General features: G+C 68.8%; 13 protein-coding genes, 4 tRNA genes and 1 pseudogene. 1 reads left to right on the top strand and 17 read right to left on the bottom strand.

Going from position 1 to position 15,706, the window contains the following annotated elements:
* Window positions 1-3: 3 nt before the first annotated feature.
* The 17 genes and pseudogenes from nuoL to G4G93_RS21275 form a co-directional block, all read right to left on the bottom strand.
* Entirely contained in the window at window positions 4-2,118 is a 2,115-nt protein-coding gene (nuoL, locus tag G4G93_RS21355; protein WP_165086976.1) for an NADH-quinone oxidoreductase subunit L, read from the bottom strand.
* Between the two features lie 79 nt (window positions 2,119-2,197).
* Window positions 2,198-2,503 (bottom strand): NADH-quinone oxidoreductase subunit NuoK, encoded by a 306-nt coding sequence (gene nuoK, locus G4G93_RS21350; RefSeq protein WP_048425446.1) that lies wholly within the window; start codon window positions 2,501-2,503, stop codon window positions 2,198-2,200.
* A gap of 123 nt (window positions 2,504-2,626) precedes the next feature.
* Window positions 2,627-3,247: an NADH-quinone oxidoreductase subunit J gene (locus G4G93_RS21345; protein WP_165086975.1), complete on the bottom strand. Its 621-nt coding sequence runs from the start codon at window positions 3,245-3,247 to the stop codon at window positions 2,627-2,629.
* 161 nt (window positions 3,248-3,408) lie between these two features.
* Window positions 3,409-3,897, bottom strand: coding sequence for an NADH-quinone oxidoreductase subunit NuoI (gene nuoI / locus G4G93_RS21340; RefSeq protein ID WP_048431985.1), 489 nt, complete (start codon window positions 3,895-3,897; stop codon window positions 3,409-3,411).
* A 23-nt stretch (window positions 3,898-3,920) separates the two neighbouring features.
* Complete coding sequence (gene nuoH, locus G4G93_RS21335) at window positions 3,921-4,943, bottom strand: NADH-quinone oxidoreductase subunit NuoH (RefSeq protein WP_165086973.1); 1,023 nt, start codon at window positions 4,941-4,943, stop codon at window positions 3,921-3,923.
* A gap of 13 nt (window positions 4,944-4,956) precedes the next feature.
* Window positions 4,957-7,038, bottom strand: coding sequence for an NADH-quinone oxidoreductase subunit NuoG (gene nuoG / locus G4G93_RS21330; RefSeq protein WP_165086971.1), 2,082 nt, complete (start codon window positions 7,036-7,038; stop codon window positions 4,957-4,959).
* 99 nt (window positions 7,039-7,137) lie between these two features.
* Window positions 7,138-8,439, bottom strand: coding sequence for an NADH-quinone oxidoreductase subunit NuoF (gene nuoF, locus G4G93_RS21325; RefSeq protein ID WP_165086969.1), 1,302 nt, complete (start codon window positions 8,437-8,439; stop codon window positions 7,138-7,140).
* A gap of 54 nt (window positions 8,440-8,493) precedes the next feature.
* Window positions 8,494-9,339: pseudogene (gene nuoE, locus G4G93_RS21320) on the bottom strand (NADH-quinone oxidoreductase subunit NuoE); the annotation flags it as partial.
* Window positions 9,340-9,396: 57 nt separating this feature from the next.
* Window positions 9,397-10,587: an NADH-quinone oxidoreductase subunit D gene (locus tag G4G93_RS21315; RefSeq protein ID WP_165086968.1), complete on the bottom strand. Its 1,191-nt coding sequence runs from the start codon at window positions 10,585-10,587 to the stop codon at window positions 9,397-9,399.
* Between the two features lie 6 nt (window positions 10,588-10,593).
* Entirely contained in the window at window positions 10,594-11,256 is a 663-nt protein-coding gene (locus G4G93_RS21310) for an NADH-quinone oxidoreductase subunit C (RefSeq protein ID WP_165086966.1), read from the bottom strand.
* Window positions 11,257-11,264: 8 nt separating this feature from the next.
* Entirely contained in the window at window positions 11,265-11,846 is a 582-nt protein-coding gene (locus G4G93_RS21305; RefSeq protein WP_165086964.1) for an NADH-quinone oxidoreductase subunit B family protein, read from the bottom strand.
* Between the two features lie 48 nt (window positions 11,847-11,894).
* The gene (locus G4G93_RS21300; RefSeq protein ID WP_165086963.1) at window positions 11,895-12,260 is read right to left on the bottom strand and encodes an NADH-quinone oxidoreductase subunit A; all 366 of its coding nucleotides are present in this window, start codon (window positions 12,258-12,260) and stop codon (window positions 11,895-11,897) included.
* A gap of 325 nt (window positions 12,261-12,585) precedes the next feature.
* A complete protein-coding gene (locus tag G4G93_RS21295) occupies window positions 12,586-13,101 on the bottom strand; it encodes a CAP domain-containing protein (RefSeq protein ID WP_165087182.1) in 516 nt (171 codons plus the stop codon).
* Between the two features lie 127 nt (window positions 13,102-13,228).
* Window positions 13,229-14,896 carry a methyl-accepting chemotaxis protein gene (locus G4G93_RS21290; protein WP_165086961.1) on the bottom strand — a complete coding sequence of 556 codons (1,668 nt, stop codon included), beginning with the start codon at window positions 14,894-14,896 and terminating at the stop codon, window positions 13,229-13,231.
* Window positions 14,897-15,042: 146 nt separating this feature from the next.
* Window positions 15,043-15,119 (bottom strand) — tRNA-Asp (locus G4G93_RS21285).
* Window positions 15,120-15,172: 53 nt separating this feature from the next.
* A tRNA-Asp gene (locus tag G4G93_RS21280) sits at window positions 15,173-15,249 on the bottom strand.
* A gap of 44 nt (window positions 15,250-15,293) precedes the next feature.
* Window positions 15,294-15,370: transfer RNA gene (locus G4G93_RS21275), tRNA-Asp, on the bottom strand.
* Between the two features lie 260 nt (window positions 15,371-15,630).
* Between G4G93_RS21275 and G4G93_RS21270 the strand changes: the two genes are divergently transcribed.
* Window positions 15,631-15,706: transfer RNA gene (locus tag G4G93_RS21270), tRNA-Val, on the top strand.

Below are 15,706 nucleotides of genomic sequence, written 5' to 3'. Positions count from 1 at the left end.
AGGTCAGTGGGTGGCCGCGGAGACGCCGGTAATCAGGTACCAGCTCACCAGGGCGGCGACGCCGACCAGCATCACGAAGGCGTAGTGGTAGACGTAGCCGGTCTGGAGACGGACCACGCCGCGAGTGATGTCGACGACGCGGGCGGCGATGCCGTTGGGGCCCATGCCGTCGATGATGCGGCCGTCGCCGACCTTCCACAGGAACTCGCCGAAGCCCTTGGCCGGGCGGACGAAGATTCGGTCGTAGATCTCGTCGAAGTACCACTTGTTGAGCAGGAAGCGGTACAGCAGCGGCTGGTTCTCGGCGAGCCGGTGCGGCAGTTCCGGCCGGCGGATATACATCCAGTAGGCGAGGACGAACCCGAGGATCAGCATCACCAGAGGCGAGTGCTGGACCCAGGCCGGCGCGTTGTGGATCTCGTGCATGATGTGGTTGTTGGGGCCGTGCGCGAGCGCGCCCTTCCAGAACTCGTCCATGCCCTCGCCGATGAAGCGGTTCTTGAACGCCATGCCGGCGAAGAGGGCGCCGAGGCCGAGGACGGCCAGCGGGATCGTCATCACCCGCGGGCTCTCGTGCGGAGTGTGGGCGTGGTCGTGATGCTCGATCGCCGAATGCGAAGCCGGCTCGACGTCGTGGCCCTTGTCGTCGTGGGCGACGCCCTCGTGGTGGCCGGGGGCGCCGTCGGCTTGGCCTGAGGAGGTATGGGCCGCGGCGTGAGCGACCGCGTGGTGGTGGTCGTCATGCCCGTGAGCATGGGCGTTCTGCCACCGGGCCGGACCCTCGAAGGTCATGAAGAACAGGCGCCAGGAGTAGAACGAGGTCATGAAGGCCGCGATGACGGTCGCCAGGAAGGCCAGCACGTGGCCCGGCCGGGTCGACATGTAGGCCGCCTCGATGATCGCGTCCTTCGAGTAGAAGCCCGCGGTGAACGGGAAGCCGATCAGCGCCAGGCTGCCGACCGCCATCATGGCGGTGGTGAAGGGGATGTAGCGGCGCAGCCCCCCCATGTTCCGCATGTCCTGCTCGTGGTGCATCGCGTGGATGACCGAGCCGGCGCTGAGGAACAGCAGCGCCTTGAAGAAGGCGTGGGTGAAGAGGTGGAACACGCCCGCCGCGTAGGCGCCGACGCCGAGCGCCACGAACATGTAGCCGAGCTGCGAGCAGGTCGAGTAGGCGATGACGCGCTTGATGTCGTTCTGCACCATGCCGATCGTGGCGGCGAAGAAGGCCGTGATGCCGCCGATCACCGTGACGACGATCAGGGCGTTCGGCGCCGCGTCGAACAGCGGCGACAGGCGGGCGACCATGAACACGCCGGCGGTCACCATGGTGGCGGCGTGGATCAGCGCCGAGACCGGGGTCGGGCCCTCCATCGCGTCGGGCAGCCAGGTGTGAAGCAGGAACTGGGCCGACTTGCCCATCGCGCCCATGAACAGCAGCAGGCAGCAGATGGTGAGCGCGTTCCAGTCGTAGCCGAGCAGGTGGAAGGTCGCGTCCTTGAGCTCGGGGACCTTGGCGAAGATGGCGTCGTAGCTGATCGCGCCGAACAGCACGAAGCAGAGGAAGATGCCCAGCGAGAAGCCGAAATCGCCGACGCGGTTGACGATGAAGGCCTTCATCGCGGCGGCGTTCGCCGAGGGCTTCTCGTACCAGAAGCCGATCAGCAGGTACGAGGCGAGGCCGACGCCCTCCCAGCCGAAGAACATCTGGACGAGGTTGTCCGACGTCACCAGCATCAGCATGGCGAAAGTGAACAGCGACAGGTAGGCGAAGAACCGCGGCCGGTGCGGGTCCTCGTGCATGTAGCCCATCGAGTAGAGGTGGACGAGCGCCGAGACGCTGTTGACCACGACCAGCATGACCGCGGTGAGCGTGTCGGCCCGGAACGCCCAGTCAACGGTGAGGCCGCCGGCGGTGAACCACGTCGCGACGTGGTGGATCTGGGCGCCGTGGCCGTGGCCGCCGGTCACCTCGAAGAAGGCGATCCACGACAGGAGCGCCACGAAGACGAGGATGCCGGTGGTCACCACCTCGCTGGCCCGAGGGCCGATGCGGCGCCCGAACAGGCCGGCGATGAGAAAGCCGATCAGGGGCAGGAAGACGATCGCGTGGTACATGCTCGGGGTCCGGCCTCGCGTGGCTCTTGCCGCTGCGGCACTGGTTCGGGGGAAAGGGCTGACGGCTCGTGGAGCCGCGTCAGCCCTTCATCATGTTGACGTCCTCGACGGCGATCGACCCGCGGTTGCGGAAGAACACCACCAGGATGGCGAGGCCGATCGCAGCCTCTGCGGCGGCGACGGTCAGCACGAACAGGGCGAAGACCTGGCCGACGATGTCGCCGAGATGGGTCGAGAACGCCACCAGGTTGATGTTCACGGCGAGCAGGATCAGCTCGACCGACATCAGGATGACGATGATGTTCTTGCGGTTGATGAAGATGCCGAGCACCCCGAGGGTGAACAGGATCGCGGCGACCGTCAGGTAGTGGCTCAAACCGATCATCGTGCCTCTCGGCCGCGGGCGGCCGCCTTCGTGTCGCGAGGCGCGTCCCGCCCCGCCGCTCTTGCCATCAGCATCGCGAGGCCTGGATCAGCCCCGCACGGATTCGTCGGACCGCGCCGGGGATCAGACCTCGACGCCCTGGCCCGTCGGGACGTGGCGCACCTCGACGGCGTCGGCCTGCGTCCGCGCATTCTGGATCGCGATGTCCTGGCGCTTGACGCCGGGCCGGTCGCGCAGGGTCAGCACGATCGCGCCGATCATCGCGACCAGCAGGATCAGGCCGGCGACCTGGAAGAAGAAAAAGTAGTTGGTGTAGAGAACGAGACCGAGGGCCTGCGTGTTGGTCACCGTCTCGCCGCCCGGCGAGACCGCCAGCGGCCCGTGGACAAGGCCGGGATCGATCGCCCAGGAGCCGACCACGAGAAGCAGCTCGACCAAGAAGACCGCCCCGATCAGGCCACCGACCGGCAGGTAGTCCTGGAAGCCCTGGCGCAGCTCGGCGAAATCGACGTCGAGCATCATCACCACGAACAGGAACAGCACCGCGACGGCGCCGACATAGACCACGACCAGGATCATGGCCAGGAACTCCGCCCCCATCAGCACGAACAGCCCGGCGGCGTTCACGAAGGCGAGGATGAGGAAGAGCACCGAGGTGACGGGATTGCGCGAGGCAATCACCATGAAGCCCGAGGCGACGGTGATCGCGGCGAACAGATAGAAGAAGGCGGCGGCTGCGGTCATGCGCTGAATTCATGCCGCCTGGCGGCGGCCTCCTGCCCGACCCCCGGAGCGTGCCGGCGGCTCGTCTATAGAACCCGCTCCCGCGGCGCACAACCGGGGAGCGGCGAATGTCTCGTCGGTTTCGTGAGGAGGGCTTGGGCGCCCTCCCCCGGGTCGCGGCTCTAGCGGTAGGGCGCGTCGGCCGCGATGTTGCGGGCGATCTCGCGCTCCCAGCGGTCGCCGTTCTCCAGGAGCTTGGCCTTGTCGTAGAGAAGCTCCTCGCGGGTCTCCACCGAGAACTCGAAGTTCGGCCCCTCGACGATGGCGTCCACCGGGCAGGCCTCCTGGCACATGCCGCAATAGATGCACTTCACCATGTCGATGTCGTAGCGCGTGGTGCGCCGCGTGCCGTCGTTGCGGCGCGGGCCGGCTTCGATGGTGATGGCCTGGGCCGGGCACACCGCCTCGCAGAGCTTGCAGGCGATGCAGCGCTCTTCACCGTTGGGGTAGCGCCGCAGGGCGTGCTCGCCGCGGAAGCGCGGGCCGCGATGGCCCATTTCGAACGGATAGTTGATCGTCGCCTTGGGCTTGAAGAAGTAGCGCATCGCCAGGGCGAACCCGGTGACGAACTCCTTCAACAGCAGGCCGCGGGCGACCTGGTCGAGCTTCATGGCTCGTTCTCCGACGGTTGGGTTCAGGAGACCGGCGCGAGGCCGGTCAGCTTCAGGACGAAGGCGACGACGAAGACCATGATCAGCGAGAGCGGAAGGAAGACCTTCCAGCCCAGCCGCATGAGCTGGTCGTAGCGGTAGCGCGGCACCATGGCCTTCACCATGGCGATCATGAAGAACAGGAAGCTGGCCTTCAGGGCGAACCAGATCAGGCCCGGCACCCAGGTGAAGGGCGCGAACGGGATCGGCGAGAGCCAGCCGCCCAGGAACAGGATCGTGCCGAGCGCGCACATCGTGACGATCGCGACGTACTCGCCGAGCATGAACAGCAGGTACGGGGTGGAGGAGTATTCCACCATGTATCCGGCGACCAGCTCGGACTCGGCCTCGGGCAGGTCGAAGGGCGGGCGGTTCGTCTCGGCCAGCGCCGAGATGAAGAACACCACGAACATCGGGAACAGCCAGAGCCAGTACCAGCCGAGGATGCCGAGGGAAGTGTCCTGCGCCCGCACGATCTGCGACAGGTTGAGCGAGCCGGCGCACATCAGCACCGTGACGATCACGAAGCCGAGCGAGACCTCGTAGGACACCATCTGGGCCGCCGAGCGCAGCGCCCCGAGGAAGGCGTATTTCGAGTTCGAGGCCCAGCCGCCCATGATGACGCCGTAGACGCCCAGTGACGAGATCGCGAAGATGTAGATGATGCCGACATTGATGTCGGCGATCGGCCAGCCGTCGGCGAGCGGGATCACCGCCCAGGCGGCGAGCGCCAGGGTGGCGAAGATCAGCGGCGCCAAGAGGAACAGGCTCTTGTTGGCGCCGGCCGGGATCACCGGCTCCTTCAGCACGAACTTCAGGAGGTCGGCGAAGGATTGGAACAGGCCCCAGGGTCCGACCACGTTGGGGCCGCGGCGCAGCTGCACCGCCGCCCAGATCTTGCGGTCGGCGAGCAGCGCATAGGCGATGAAGACGAGCAGTGCCACCAGCAGCACGACGCTCTTCAGCGCAACGAGGAGGACGGTGCCCAGCACCTCCCAGACGGTCATCGGTCGGCGCTCCTCATTCGGCCGCTTCGAGGGCCCGCCCGCGGGCGAGACCCGAGCACTCGGCGAGCACCCGCGAGGCGCGGGCGATCGGGTTGGTGAGATAGAAATCCGCCACCGCCGGGCGGAACGGCTCGCGGCCGGGCTCGCTCGAGAGACCCGCGAGGGTCGTCAGCGCAGCGACACCGTCCGCCGGGGCGACCTGGTCGATGCCGGCGAAGTGCGGATGCGCGGTGTAGAGCGCCTTGCGGAGCGCGGTGAGCGAGTCGAACGGCAGGCGCTGCCCGAGCACGTCCGACAGGGCACGCAGGATCGCCCAATCCTCGCGGGCATCGCCCGGCGGGAAGGCGGCGCGGTTGGCGAGCTGCACCCGGCCCTCGAGGTTGACGTAGGTCGCCGGCTTCTCGGTATAGGCCGCGCCCGGCAGGATCACGTCGGCGCGGTGGGCGCCCTTGTCGCCGTGGGTGCCCTGGTAGATCACGAAGGCGCCCGGACCGACCTCGACCTCGTCGGCGCCGAGGTTGAACAGCACGTCGAGGGCGCCGCCCTGCACCATTTCGGCGAAGGTCAGGCCGCCCTCCCCCGGCACGAAGCCGAGATCGAGGGCACCGACGCGGGAAGCCGCGTTCTGGAGAACGCCCAGGCCGTTCCAGCCCTCGGCCTTCGCACCGAGCCCCTGGACCAGCCTGGCGATTGCGGCGAGGAGGCCTGAGCCGTCGGGACGGGCGAGCGCCGCCTGTCCGACGATGACCAGAGGCCGCTCGGCGGCCTTCAGGGCCTCGGCGAAGCTGTGACGGCCGGAGGCCACCTCGGCCAGCGTCTCGGGACCCGCCCCCAGATAGGCATGGGGATAGGTGAGGTCCGCGTCCTCGCCGATCACCCCGATCTGGATCGGGCTCATCCGCCAGCGCTTGCGGATGCGGGCGTTGAGGAGCGACGCCTCGGTGCGCGGGTTGGCGCCGACGATCAGGATCGCGTCCGCCTGCTCGATGCCGGCGATGCCGGGGCCGAAGGTGTAGGCGGCCCGGCCCCAGGCTGGATCGATCGCCGCGCCGTCCTGGCGGCAATCGAGGTTCTGCACCTTGAGCGACGCCATCAGGGTCTTGAGCGCGAAGATCTCCTCGACGCCCGCGAGATCACCGACGATCGCGCCGACGCGCTTCGGATCGGCGCCCTTCAGCTTCGCCGCGATGGCGCCGAAGGCCTCGGCCCAGGAGGCCGGGCGCAGGCGGCCGTTCTCGCGCAGGTACGGCCGGTCGAGGCGCTGGAGGCGCAGGCCGTCGACGACGTGGCGGGTCTTGTCGGAGATCCACTCTTCGTTGATCGCCTCGTTCACCCGCGGCTCGATCTGCATCACCTCGCGGCCGCGGGTATCGACGCGGATCGCCGAGCCGACCGCATCCATCACGTCGACGGATTCGGTCTTGTTCAGCTCCCAGGGGCGGACGTTGTAGGATTGCGGCTTGTGGACGAGCGCGCCGACCGGGCACAGATCGGCGACGTTGCCCTGCAGCTCCGATTCCATCGCGCGCTCGAGGTAGGAGGTGATCTCCATGTCCTCGCCGCGGCCGATGGCGCCGAGATCCGGCACGCCGGCCACCTCCGCCAGGAAGCGGACGCAGCGGGTGCAGTGGATGCAGCGGTTCATCGCGGTCCGCACCAGCGGGCCGATATACTTCTCCTCGACGGCGCGCTTGTTCTCGCCGTAGCGGGTCGAATCGACGCCATAGGCCATCGCCTGGTCTTGCAGGTCGCAATGGCCGCCCTGGTCGCAGATCGGGCAATCGAGCGGGTGGTTGATGAGGAGAAACTCCATCACCCCCTCGCGGGCCTTCTTGGTCAGGGCCGACTTGGTCGACACCGCCGGCGGCTCGCCGTTCGGGCCCGGGCGGCAATCGCGCACGGCCCAGGCGCACGAGGCGACGGGCTTCGGCGCGCCCTTCAGCTCGACCAGGCACATGCGGCAATTGCCGGCGATCGACAGCCGCTCGTGGAAGCAGAAGCGCGGGATCTCGGCGCCCGCGACCTCACAGGCCTGGAGCAGGGTGTAGTCCGGCGGGACATCGACCTCGATGCCGTCGACGAGGATCTTGGTCATGCGGTCAACTCTCGGGCGAGGTCCGCGGGGCGCGCGTCTCCGCGCGCCGGGCCGGCGAACCGGGAAGGCAGGTCATGACGGGTCGGACGCGGCACCGCCTCATTCCGCCGCCATCGGCACCGGGGTCGGGTGCGGGTTGGCGGAATAGCGGTCGATGCGCTTCTCGATCTCGGGGCGGAAGTGACGGATCAGGCCCTGGATCGGCCACGCCGCGGCGTCGCCGAGCGCGCAGATGGTGTGGCCCTCGATCTGCTTCGTCACGTCGAGCAGCATGTCGATCTCGCGCTTCTGCGCCCGGCCTTCCGCCATGCGCAGCATCACGCGCCACATCCAGCCGGTGCCCTCGCGGCACGGCGTGCACTGGCCGCAGGACTCGTGCTTGTAGAAGTAGGCGATGCGGGCGATCGTCGCGACCATGTCGGTCGACTTGTCGAACACCATCACGGCGGCGGTGCCGAGACCCGACTTCAGGTTCTTCAGCGTGTCGAAATCCATCGGCGCGTCGATGATCTCGGCGGCCGGCACCAACGGCACCGAGGAACCGCCGGGGATCGAGCAGAGCAGGTTGTCCCAGCCGCCGCGCATGCCGCCGCAATGCTTATCGATCAGCTCGCGGAAGGTGATGCCGAGCTCTTCCTCGACGTTGCAGGGCTTGTTGACGTGGCCCGAGATGCAGAACAGCTTGGTGCCGGTATTGCCCGGCCGGCCGAGGCCCGCGAACCACGCCCCGCCGCGGCGCAGGATGGTACCGGCGACCGCGATCGACTCGACGTTGTTCACCGTCGTCGGGCAGCCGTAGAGGCCCATATTGGCCGGGAACGGTGGCTTCAGCCGCGGCATCCCCTTCTTGCCTTCCAGGCTCTCGATCAGCGCCGTCTCCTCGCCGCAGATATAGGCGCCGGCGCCGTGGTGGACGTAGATGTCGAAGGGGTAGTCGTGGACGTTGCTCTCGCCGACGAGGCGGGCGGCATAGGCCTCGTCCACCGCGCGCTGGAGCGCGTGCTTCTCGGCGACGTATTCGCCGCGGATGTAGATGTAGCAGGCATGCGCGCCCATGGCGAAACAGGCCAGCATGCAGCCCTCGATCAGGAGGTGCGGGTCGTGCCGCATGATCTCCCGATCCTTGCAGGTGCCCGGCTCGGACTCGTCGGCGTTGACCACCAGGTAGTGCGGCCGTCCGTCCGATTTCTTCGGCATGAAGGACCACTTCAGGCCGGTGGGGAAGCCGGCGCCGCCGCGGCCGCGCAGGCCCGACTTCTTCATCTCCTCGATGATCCAGTCCCGGCCCTGCTGGAGCAGGAATTGGGTGCCGTCCCACGCGCCGCGTTTCTTCGCGGCCTCGAGACCGGGGGAGTGGAGACCATAGAGGTTGGTGAAGATCCGATCCTGATCGGCGAGCATGGCGATCGTCCTACAGGCCTGCTGTGAAGGGAAGGTACATCATCTGTGTCAGGACTTCGCCGTCGGCGCGGGCGCGTCCTTGGTGTCCGCGGGCTTGCCGTCCGCGGCGTTCTGGGCCGGGGCTGCGGCGGCCTTGGTCTCGGTGGCGCGTCCGGCGTCGGGGCGCGCCGCCTTCGGGTTCTCGGCGGCCGAGGCCTCGGTGCGGGCCTTCTCGCCGGTCGCGTCGGCGCCCTGCTCCTTCAGGCCCTGTTCCTCGAAGCGCTTGCGCCAGGCGCCGACGCGGGAGCCGTCGAACAGCGTCTCGTCCTGGAGGGTCGTGACCGCGTCCTTGGGCTCGGAGGAGACCCGGCCGATCTGCGACCCGGTCTTCACCGGGCGGCCGGCGGCGAGGTCGTCCATCAGCTTGCCGAGGGACTCAGGCGTGAGATCCTCGAAATAGTCGTGGTTGATCTGCGCCATCGGGGCGTTGCAGCACGCGCCCAGACACTCGACCTCGAGCCAGGAGAAGTTGCCGTCCGGGCTGACATGGCCCGAGGGGCCGAGCCGGTCGTGGAGGTACTGCTTCAGCTCGCGGGCGCCGCAGACGTCGCAAGGCGCCGTGCCGCAGACCTGGATCCAGTAGCGGCCGACCGGCTCGAGGGCGAACATCGTGTAGAAGGTCGCGACCTCCAGCACGCGGATATGCGGCATGCCGAGCTGGTCGGCCACCGCCTCGATCGCCTTCTGCGGCAGCCAGCCGCCATTCTGCTCCTGCGCCTTCCACAGCAGCGGAATCACGGCCGAGGCCTGCCGCCCCTCCGGGTACTTGGCGATCTGCCCCTTGGCCCACTCGGCGTTCTCAGGCGTGAACGCGAAGCTCTCGGGCTGCTCGGATACCGGGGCGAGTCTGCGGTTGGCCATCTCAAACGTCCATGTCTCAAACGTGTCCGACGGGTGCGGGCGCGGCGCGCAGCGCCTTCACCGGTCCACCTCACCGAACACGATGTCGAGCGTGCCGAGGATGCACGACACGTCCGCCAGCATGTGGCCGCGGCACATCCAGTCCATCGCCTGGAGGTGGGCGAAGCCCGGAGCGCGGATCTTGCAGCGATACGGCTTGTTGGTGCCGTCGGCGACGAGATAGACGCCGAACTCGCCCTTGGGCGCCTCGACCGCGGCGTAGACCTCGCCGGCCGGGACGTGGAAGCCCTCGGTGTAGAGCTTGAAGTGGTGGATGAGCGCCTCCATCGAGCGCTTCATCTCGCGCCGCGGCGGCGGCGCGACCTTGCCGTCCTGCGTGGCGATCGGCCCCTGGCCGGCCGGCTCGCGCAGCTTGGCGATGCACTGCTTCATGATGCGCACCGACTGGCGCATCTCCTCCATGCGGATGACCTGGCGATCGTAGGTGTCGCCGTTCTTCCCCACGGGGATGTCGAATTCCATCTCGGCATAGGCCTCGTAGGGCTGCGACTTGCGCAGGTCCCACGGGATGCCCGAGCCGCGCACCATCACGCCCGAGAAGCCCCAGGCCAGCGCCTCCTCGACCGACACGATGCCGATATCGACGTTGCGCTGCTTGAAGATGCGGTTGGCCATCACAAGGTCGTCGAGGTCGTCGACGATCTGCGGGAAGGTCTCGCAGAACGCCTCGATGTCGTCGATCAGGCTCGGCGGCAGGTCCTGATGGACGCCGCCCGGACGGAAGTAGTTGGCGTGGAGACGAGCCCCTGAGGCGCGCTCGTAGAAGATCATCAGCTTCTCGCGCTCCTCGAAGCCCCAGAGCGGGGGCGTGAGGGCGCCGACATCCATCGCCTGCGTGGTGACGTTGAGGAGATGCGACAAGAGCCGGCCGATCTCGCAATAGAGCGTGCGGATCAGCTGGGCGCGGCGCGGCACCGTGATGCCGAGCAGGCGCTCGATGCCGAGGCAGAAGGCGTGTTCCTGGTTCATCGGTGCGACGTAGTCGAGCCGGTCGAAATAGGGCGTCGCCTGGAGGTAGGTCTTGACCTCGATCAGCTTCTCGGTGCCGCGGTGGAGCAGGCCGATATGCGGGTCGACGCGCTCGACCACCTCGCCGTCCAGCTCCAGCACGAGGCGCAGCACGCCGTGCGCCGCCGGGTGCTGCGGGCCGAAATTGATCGAGAAGTTGCGGATGCTGTGCTCGCCCATGTCGGCTCAGCCTTTCGCCGGTGCCTTGTCGGCCTTCTCGTCGCCCGGGAGCACGTAGTCGGTGCCCTCCCAGGGCGACAGGAAGTCGAAGTTGCGGAATTCCTGCGTCAATCGCACGGGCTCGTAGACGACCCGGGCCTCGTCCTGGTCGTAGCGGACCTCGACGAAGCCGGTGAGCGGGAAGTCCTTGCGGAGGGGATGGCCCTCGAAGCCGTAATCGGTAAGCAGCCGGCGCAGGTCCGGATGGCCCGAGAACAGGATGCCGTAGAGGTCGTAGGTCTCGCGCTCGAACCAGTTCGCGGCCGGGAAGACCGGGATCGCGGACGGGACGGGCGTGCGCTCGTCGGTCTGCACCTTCACGCGGATGCGCCGGTTATGGCGCATCGACAGCAGGTGATAGACGACGTCGAAGCGCTTCGCCCGGGCCGGGTAGTCGGCGCCGCAGATGTCGATGAAGGTCGAGAAGGCACAGGCCGGATCGTCGCGCAGGTGGGTGAGCACCCGCAGGACCTCGGATCCCTCGACGATCAGGGTCAGCTCGCCGAAGGCGATCGCCCGGTCGGTGATGGCGGCGCCCAGGGTCGCGGCGAGCGTATCGGACAGGGCCTGGAGGGCGCCTTCGCCCTGCTCGCTCTGGGTATGGGCCCGGATGGTGATGCCGTTGCTCATGGCCAGCCTCAGCGCTCGATCGTGCCGGTGCGACGGATCTTCTTCTGCAGCAGCAGCACGCCGTAGAGCAGGGCCTCGGCGGTCGGCGGGCAGCCCGGGACGTAGATGTCCACCGGCACCACCCGGTCGCAGCCGCGCACCACCGAGTAGGAATAGTGGTAGTATCCGCCGCCATTGGCGCAGGAACCCATCGAGATGACGTAGCGCGGCTCCGGCATCTGGTCGTAGACCTTGCGGAGCGCGGGCGCCATCTTGTTGGTCAGCGTGCCGGCGACGATCATCACGTCGGACTGGCGCGGCGAGCCGCGCGGGGCGAAGCCGAAGCGCTCGCAATCGTAGCGCGGCATCGACATCTGCATCATCTCGACGGCACAGCAGGCCAGGCCGAAGGTCATCCACATCAGCGAGCCGGTGCGGGCCCAGGTGATGAGGTCGTCGGTGGTGGTCAGCAGGAAGCCGCGATCGGCGAGCTCGTCGCTGATCGTCAGGAAGGTCGGATCGTTGGCGCCGATCGGCTTGCCGGTGGCCGGGTCGAGGATACCCTTGGGCTGCGGCGCGATCGTCGGGGCGCGGACGGGTGTGAGGGACATGGTGGGGTCCGGTTCCTACGTCTCGGGGGCGGCTCTACGCTGTTGCTTCTAGTCCCACTCGAGGGCGCCCTTGCGCCACTCGTAGACGAAGCCGACGGTCAGCACGCCGAGGAAGATCATCATCGACCAGAAGCCGAACCAGCCGAGGTCCCCGAACGTGATCGCCCACGGGAACAGGAAGGCCACTTCGAGATCGAAGATGATGAACAGGATGGCGACGAGGTAGAAGCGCACGTCGAACTTCATGCGCGCATCGTCGAAGGCGTTGAAGCCGCACTCGTAGGCCGAGAGCTTCTCCGGGTCCGGGCTGTTATAGGCCACCAGGAACGGGGCCACGAGGAGCGCCGCGGCGATGAAGAGCGAAACGCCGATGAAGATCACCAGCGGCAGGTAATCCGACAGGAGGCCGTTCATCGAGCATCCTCAAGGGTTGGCGCGAGGCCTTGTTAGCGCGAGCCCGGGCCGCGACCCGGCCGCCGGGGCCGTTCTCGGAACGGTTCCAAAGCCCGGAAGGTGCGCGAGGCTTAAACGAGCGGGTATGACGAAACAAGGGGCGTTCGCACCGCACAAACCGCGAACGTCAATCCGACAGATAGGGTGGCGGCCTCGGCGCACAACGCCGGGAAGCCCGGGCCTGCGGGGGAGTATCGTCGCAGGCCCCTCCCCTTCCCGGGCGTTTCCGGCCGTCCGGGGAAGGTTTCGGGAGCACGCGGCCTTGCTGCGGTGCAAAAGAGGTCTCTCAGCCGTCCGACAGGATCAGTGCCCAGAACCGCTTGTAGCGGCTGCCGGGCGCGTCCACCCGGGCGATGCCGACACGCTTGACCTGCGGCATGAGCATGTTGCGGTTGTGCTCCGGGGAGACCTGCCAGCGCTTCAGCACCTCGTCGAAGGTGGTCGAGCCGGCGCTGAGGTTCTCCGCGGCGTAGCGGCCGCCGAATCCGGCGCGCTTGAGGCGCGCATCGAACGGGCCGCCGACCTCGTGCGAGAGCTGGCCGGCCCGTGCATTGGCCTCGGCCTGGTAGGAGGCGGCGCGGATCAGCGAGGAATCGACCATCACCGGCCCGAGGCCGTGGCTCGCCCGGTAGCGCGAGATCGCGGCCGCGGCGGCGGCCTCGTCGAGGATCACCGGCGTGGTCGGCAGGTCGGGGGCGGGCAGGATTGCCGTGCCGCTGCAACCGGCGAGCGCCAGCGCCCCGGCGGCCAACGCGCAGGCAAGGACGGTCGTCGCGAGGCTGCGCCGCGGGACCCCCGCCATGCGGGAGGCGGGAACCGGCGAACGGAACGGATGCGACATCGTCTTTCTCAGCCCTGGACACGCGGCGCCGCGCGCGAGGCGCCACCTGTCGGGCGATTGTGGAGATTTTCGGGGCGGCTCCTCCGTCTCACGCCGCCCGCAGGGTGGCGAGGAAACGGTGCACCTCGGCGCCGATGCTGGCGGATTGCCGCGCCACGGTGTCGGCGGCGTCCAGGACGTGCCGGGCGGCCTCGCCGGTGGCCTCGGCGTCGAGGGCCAGCCCCTCGACCGATCCGCTCACCTGGGCGGTGCCGGCGGCGGCCTGCGCCACGCTCGACACGATCGCCTGGGTGGCGCCGACCTGCGCCTCGACCGCCGTGGCGACCCGCGCCGAGACGCCGCTGATGGCGCGGGCCTGCGCCGCGACCTCGGCCATGGCGGCCGCGGCCCGGCGGGTGGTGTCCTGGATCGCCGCGACCTGGCCCGAGATCTCCTGCGTCGCCCGGTCGGTCTGGCCGGCGAGCTGCTTCACCTCCGCGGCGACCACCGCGAAGCCGCGCCCCGCCTCGCCGGCCCGGGCGGCCTCGATCGTGGCGTTGAGCGCCAGCAGGTTCGTCTGCGAGGCGACCCCGGCGATCACCGAGACCACGTTGCCGATGCGCGTCGCAGCGTCGGTGAGGCTCTGCATCACCGCCGCGGTGCGGTCGGTCCCGGTCACCGCATCCTGTGCCATCGCGGCCGCCTCGCGCACGTCGGCGCCGACCGCCGCCACCGAGCGACCGAGTCCTTCGGCCGCTTCCGCCAGCCCCCCGGCCTCGCGGGAGGCCGAGGCGGCCGAGGCGGCGGCGGTGCCGGCCCGGCCGGCGGCCTCGGCAGCGGTTCCGGACATCGCCCGGGCGGTCGCATCGAGGTCGCGGGCCGCTTCGTCGACCTGCGCCAGCACTTCCGCCACCTTGCTCTCGAAGGTCTCGACCTCCCGGCTCATCTGCCGGGCGCGGCGGGCCTGCGCCTCGCTGGCGTCCCGCGCGGCGGCCAGCGCCTCGCGCTCCCTCAAAACGACCCGGAAGCCGTCGATGGCGCGGGCGATGCCTCCGATCTCGTCGCGCCGCCCGGTACCCGGCACCGCGAGGTCGTAGCGGGATTGGGCCAGAGCCGCGGTGGCGCCGGTCAGGCCTTCGAGCCCGCCGACGATCGAGCGCCACCCGAGCACGCCGAAGAGGCCGACGCCGACGAGGGCGGTGCCCGCGATGACGCAGAGCCACAGGGCGTGGCGCCAGAACGCCGCGTCGATGTCGTCGACGTAGACGCCGGTGAAGATCGCGAGCTTCCACGGCGCGAAGCCCTGGATGTAGCTCAGCTTCGCGACGTGGGCGGTGCCGCCCGGGCGGGTGAACAGGTAGCGCAGGGTGCCGGGCGTGCCGGACCGGGCGATGTCGGTGATCGCCTTGACGAGGAGCATGCCGCCCGCGTCCTTCAGGCCGCTCATGTCCTTGCCGATCCAGTCGGGCTTGGGCGGCATCACCAGGGCGGTGCCGGCCAGATCGTAGACCGCGAGGTAGTTGTCGCCCTCGTAGCGCATGTCGTGGGCGCGGGCGCGGAACTGCGCCATCGCCGCCTCGCGGGTCAGCGTGCCGGCCTTCACTTGCGCCTCGAGGCTCGCGGCAGCGGCGAGCGCCACGTCGGAGAGCGCGCGCATCTTCGCCACCCGCTCGGACATCAGGCTGTCGTGGTTGGCTCGCAGGGCATAGGCGACCACCGCCCCGAAGCCGATCACTGCCGCCGCCATCATGACGGCGAACTTCCGGCTCACGCTCATGTTCGACCAAGACATCGTCGATCCCCGACCCTTCGGGCATGACCTTACGGCAGTGATGCTTGACGTTGCCTTAGCGTCAGCTCCGCATCGCGCCATAATGTAGGTGTCGGTTTGACGGCTTTGATCATGGATAGGTGTGCGGTGAGTGGCGCGGGCGACGGGGCTCGAACCCGCGACCTCCGGCGTGACAGGCCGGCACTCTAACCAACTGAGCTACGCCCGCGCGGCGTGCTCGCTTCACCATGCAGCGTGCGCTGCCATTCCCGTAGGGAGGAATGGCGCGGACGACGGGGCTCGAACCCGCGACCTCCGGCGTGACAGGCCGGCACTCTAACCAACTGAGCTACGTCCGCACATGGCGCAGTGCACTACAGAAACGCCTTTCCCGAGAGGGAAGTGGCGCGGACGACGGGGCTCGAACCCGCGACCTCCGGCGTGACAGGCCGGCACTCTAACCGACTGAGCTACGTCCGCCCGGCGTCTCGCAGTGCTGCGATGGCTGCGGTGTATGGGGAGCCCCCTACCCTGTCAAGCCGCCGGCTCAAGAAAGGCGAGAGGGGGTCGGGCGAGGCGGCAGGCGGGGCGTCGAGGGGGGCATCGGCCCCCTCGAGGCGACCGCCGCGCCCCGGCGCGGCCCCGCCTGCGAGGGCCTGCTTCCGCGAAGCGTTCCCTGCGAAGCCTTCCCACCGAAGCCTTGCACTCGGGACCGAGGCGCCTTAACGATGCCGACACCCGGGCGGTTAGCTCAGTTGGTAGAGCATCTCGTTTACACCGAGAGGGTCGGCGGTTCGAGCCCGTCACCGCCCACCA

Origin of the sequence: Methylobacterium sp. DB0501 (genome assembly GCF_011043735.1) — a bacterium.
GTDB classification, from domain to species: Bacteria; Pseudomonadota; Alphaproteobacteria; order Rhizobiales; family Beijerinckiaceae; genus Methylobacterium; species Methylobacterium alsaeris.
Note: the sequence above shows the minus strand (reverse complement) of the source record. Positions and strands in the feature narration are given on the sequence as shown.